We start from the raw sequence: 4,560 nt of genomic DNA, 5'->3' as shown, positions 1-4,560 counted from the left end.
GTGGGTTGCGACCCGATGAGGAAAGTCAGATGTCAACGCTGCGAAGTGTCACTCACCTGGTACGCCGACCGGATTGTCGGGTTCTGCGCCCGCTGCAATGACCAGCGAATGGATGACGGCCTGAGTGACCCGACTCATTGCGTTACGTCAAACCTGTACTGCCTGCGAGACCTATGAACAACATCACCGTCGAAGGAGCTATCGCTACACTCCGGTACGGGGGCGGCTAGTCTGACTTCTGTGACAGCCCTTTCCGTGATCATGTTGACCCTGGCGACAGCCCGAGTGACCTTGCTACTGACGACGGACGCGATCCTCGAACCGCCGCGCGCCGCTATCGAGAAGCGGATGCCGATGCGTGTCGCCTACCTGATGCGCTGCGACTGGTGCATGTCGGTTTGGGTTGGTGTTGTCGTGTTTCTGCTCGGATGGTATGCGCCGAGCACGGCAGTCCTGATCGGATCGGGGGCGCTCGCAGCGTCCCTGGTCACTGGCTGGCTAGTCACCATCAGCAACTTCCTCGATGCATCTCTCGATGCAGCTAGTGACCGATGATGACTAACATCGTGGTTGCCGGTCTGCTCTCTGCCCTGCTCTCTGCCCTTGTAACAATTTCCGGCTACCTTTTCGGTAGACGGAAATCTCATGCAGAAGCTTTGTCGTCTGAGGCGACCGCCACTAAGACGACCGCCGAAGCGATTGCGATACGGGACCAGAGTTGGATGAGCGTCAACAAAGAACTACGAGAACAGCTGGCTTATCAGCGTGACCGGATTGACGAACTGATTGCAAAGGTCGAAGGTTTGGGCAAAGAGAACTTGGAGTTACGGGCCAGGGTCCGTCACCTCGAAGACTCGCTCGAAGGCTTCGAAGACTGATCTGATCTTTCTCATCTTGTAGTATTCCGACATGAACCAAGCACCCGACAATCAAGAACCCGTCCGGTCACCAGGCGAGCCCGGTCCTCTCGCCCTATTCCGGCGGATCCCAGCCGGAATCCGCTGGTGGATCTACTCGATCGGCCTGACACTGTTTGCGTTCGAAGGGATCCTCGACGCATCCGACGTCGGCTTACTCGATGAACAAATCCAGGGCATCGTGCTCGGAGTCGTCGGCCTGTTCGGTTTCACCACTGCTGTAGCAAACACCGGTTGATGACTAGCTGGCTAGCTGTCGGCTAGTCTCACCGTATGGCAAGAAAGAACTCAGGCACGGCACCGCGAGCTAAGATGATGGTCGCTTCGTCGGCACGGGTCGCTCCCGGTCGTCGCATCGGACGCACACCGAACGCTGCGTGGCAGGAGCAGGCTTGGGACTATTTCGACTCGATGGGCGAACTGCGGTTCGCTGCATCCTGGATCAGTAACTCTGCGTCGAGAGTCAGCTTGACGCTCGGGAGGGTCGGACCGGGCGGCAGCGAACCTGTCCCGGTCCGAGAGACAGCAGACCGGCCGCTTTCCCCGTTGGAGCAGGACGCTTCCCGGCTGGTCGCCGAGTTGGGTGGCGGTCCCGCCCGTCTCCCTGAGATGATGCAGCATCTCGCCACCCTCATCGCTGTCGCCGGACTCGGCTGGATTCTGATTGAAGAGGATCCGCTGTCACCGACCGGATGGAAGTGGTCTTCCCGATCGAACGACGAGGTGCGCGACACCGGCACCCATTGGGAGGTTGAGACAGGCTTGGACGACGACCCTGAATGGGATGACTTGTCGTGGAGGCCGGTCGCAACGAACCATGTGATGATGCGTGTCTGGAAACGGCATCCACGCCACCCCGACGTCCCCGACTCGCCGGTCCGCGCCGTCATTCCTGTACTGAAACAGTTGAAAGGTATCGACGCTCACGTCAACGCCACCTCGAAGTCGCGTCTGTCTGGCGCCGGGATTCTGTTTTCGCCGTCCGAGGTCGAATACCAGTCGGCCGGTGACGAAGACGACGACGGCGTCGACGGCGACGTCGAATACTCCAACGTCGACGGCCTCTTGAACGACTTGATCGACAACGCTAGCCGTGCAGCGGAAGACCCTGATGATCCGGCTGCTGTCATCCCGTTGCCGATCGAAGTTCCGGCCGAGTACATCGACTCGTTCCGGCACATGACGTTCTCGACCGAGTACAGCGAAACGGTCATCGAACTGACCGACCGTGCCGTCAGGCGTTTCGCTCTCGGCATGGACATGCCGCCAGAAGCGGTGACTGGAATGTCCGACGCTTCACATTGGGCTGCGTGGCGTGTCGCCGAAGAAGGCGTCACCATCCACATCGCGCCACTGGTCCGTGTCATCACGACCGCTATCACCCTCAACTGGTTGCACGTCAACCTTGAAGCACTCGACCATGATCCGGTGGAGGTCAGCAAGCTCGTCGTTTACGGCGACACAACTTCACTGCTGGTCCGGCCAGACAAGTCCGCCGACGCGATCGCCGGATACGAAAACCTCGAAGTGTCCGGTGACGCTATGCGCCGAGAGTCAGGCTTGACACTCGATGACAAGCCTTCGCATTCCGAGTTTCTGCGTCGCGTCTTGATGCGTTCGATGGACCGCAACCCTGAACTGTCGTCGGTGCTCCTACCGATCATCGCCAAAGACGTGATCACCTCCGAAATGGTGGAAGGCATCGACTGGTCGACGGTCAATCCTGACCAGCAGAACTTCGGCGTCCGTTCGATGGACGGCAACCAGTCACGCCGCGACCAGTTCGAGCAGGCCGGACAGTCGCAGCCGACACCGTTGAAGACTCAAGCTGAAAGCCCTGCGGGTGGGGGGATGGCGGCGTCCGTCACCACGTTCGAAGCGTTGATCGCTTCGATGGACGGCGTCGTGTACCGGGCGCTCGAACGGGCAGGCAACCGGATGCGCGCCGAAGTTGGCCGAGGCGTGCCTGGCGGCAACGTGATGGTCGCTGCGATGGAGCCGTCAGAGATTTATACGATCGTGAAACCGAAGAGCAGCCAGGTCGGGCCACTGGTGGCCGGGGCGTTCGATCGTGTCGCCGAGTTGGCTGTACGTTTCAACGTGGACGGCCCGGAACTGACCGCTTCGGTCGAGGCGTACACCCGCAGCTTGCTGACCAGTGGTGAAACCCACACTGTCAAAGCTCTCGCTAGCTGGCTAGTGAAAGCGTAAGGTGTCGGTATGAGCACCAAGGATGAGGCACTGAGATCCAAGTTGCGACGTTCGATGATCGCTGCGCTCGCCGTAGACCAGGACGTAGACCAGGACGCCGTAGACCAGGACGCGTTCGAGGGGATCGTCAACAACATGATCGAGATCCCGGCATTCCCGCCGGACGAATGGTTCGCTTCACTCCACGACGCCGAGCCGTACGACGTGGTGGTCGAACCGAACGGCCACATACACGGCTTCCCGGCAGCCTCCTGGAACGACTGCCACCTGTCGTACCCCGACGAGTGTGTGACGCCGCCCCGGTCAATGACCGACTACAAACTGTTCAAGGTCGGTCAGATCACCACGGCGTCGGGCGCTGTGATCCGCACCGGCCCGATCACACTGCGCGGCGGTCACGCATCGGCCGGGGTGAGCCGCGAGCGGGCCCAAAAGTTTTACGACGACACCGACTCCGCTGTCGCCGACGTCGCGATCGGCGACGGCCGACACGGCATCTGGATCAACGGTGCAATCCGCCCTGATACGACTGCCGCGGAAGTGCGGCGGGCGATGGCGTCCGGGTTCTCCGGCGACTGGCGGGAATGGCTAAGCAACCTTGAACTGGTAGCTTTCTCGGCCGTCAACACTCCCGGGTTCCGTCGCAAAGCGGCGCTCTATGAGCAGCCCACACCGATTTCTGCGTCTGCGTCCACTCCGGGCGGCACTTCGGGATGGGGCACACTGTGCGCAGCGATCGACATGCCACGCTCCGTGTCGTATGCCGGTGTCGTTGTTCGTGCACTCGACACCGGTCGGGTACTGATGACGCAACGTTCATGGTTCCACGGCGACGACGAAGCAACGAAAGGCAAATGGGAGTTCCCCGGCGGCGGCCTCGACGAAGGCGAAGACGCCGAGATCGGCGCACTCCGCGAACTCAACGAAGAGACTGGCCTGGTCCTACCGGAGCATTGGCGGAAGGTCGGCGAATGGCCTCACGGGGCGCACATGTCAATTCTGTTCGACGTACCAAACGAAGGCTGGGTCGCCAACGCCGTGTTCGACCCGACCGAAACCATAGGGATCGGATGGTTCGAGCCGGACGTCGTGCCGAAGATCGGCAGGCCGGAATGCGCAGACTTCGACGTCGAAGCAGTCTGGCACGAAATGACGGAAGCGCCGGTGAAGGAAGAATACACAGAAGACATGGGTGCCGTGCTCGCTTCGGCGGCCGACCGGATCGCTTCTTCGATCGGCCGCAGCCGACTCCAACTGGCAGCTTCAATTCGTGAAAGGATCTACGGCTGATGGCCCGGTTACCTTGCGCTAAGTGCGGCCAGAGCAGACGGGCACAGACGACCTTGATCGACCGGACTGCCGCTCCACGCACCGGGACTTCGTCGGTCCGATACATGGTGGGCGGCAAGCGGTTCTCCACGCTGACCGCCGC

At 61.0% G+C, this 4,560-nt stretch carries 5 protein-coding genes; all 5 read left to right on the top strand.

The features are described 5' to 3' along the window. The first annotated feature begins 240 nt into the window (after nucleotides 1-240). The 5 genes from ACH2EI_RS15340 to ACH2EI_RS15320 are packed head-to-tail and all read left to right on the top strand — an operon-like array spanning nucleotide 241 to nucleotide 4,418. Nucleotides 241-555 (top strand): hypothetical protein, encoded by a 315-nt coding sequence (locus tag ACH2EI_RS15340; RefSeq protein WP_395160661.1) that lies wholly within the window; start codon nucleotides 241-243, stop codon nucleotides 553-555. Beyond that, on the top strand, nucleotides 552-878 hold the full coding sequence (locus ACH2EI_RS15335) for a hypothetical protein (RefSeq protein ID WP_395160659.1): 327 nt from the start codon (nucleotides 552-554) through the stop codon (nucleotides 876-878). Before ACH2EI_RS15340 ends, ACH2EI_RS15335 begins: the two co-directional genes overlap by 4 nt. Nucleotides 879-909: 31 nt before the next feature. After that, nucleotides 910-1,155, top strand: coding sequence for a hypothetical protein (locus tag ACH2EI_RS15330; protein WP_395160657.1), 246 nt, complete (start codon nucleotides 910-912; stop codon nucleotides 1,153-1,155). A 35-nt stretch (nucleotides 1,156-1,190) separates the two neighbouring features. Beyond that, nucleotides 1,191-3,128 carry a hypothetical protein gene (locus ACH2EI_RS15325; RefSeq protein WP_395160655.1) on the top strand — a complete coding sequence of 646 codons (1,938 nt, stop codon included), beginning with the start codon at nucleotides 1,191-1,193 and terminating at the stop codon, nucleotides 3,126-3,128. A 9-nt stretch (nucleotides 3,129-3,137) separates the two neighbouring features. Continuing rightward, nucleotides 3,138-4,418 carry an NUDIX hydrolase gene (locus ACH2EI_RS15320; RefSeq protein ID WP_395160653.1) on the top strand — a complete coding sequence of 427 codons (1,281 nt, stop codon included), beginning with the start codon at nucleotides 3,138-3,140 and terminating at the stop codon, nucleotides 4,416-4,418. Nucleotides 4,419-4,560: the final 142 nt, after the last annotated feature.

Origin of the sequence: Ilumatobacter sp., from assembly GCF_041688325.1 — a bacterium.
Classification (GTDB): Bacteria; Actinomycetota; Acidimicrobiia; order Acidimicrobiales; family Ilumatobacteraceae; genus Ilumatobacter_A.
The sequence above is the reverse complement of the archived record's forward strand: the minus strand, read 5'-3'. Positions and strand labels throughout refer to the sequence as shown.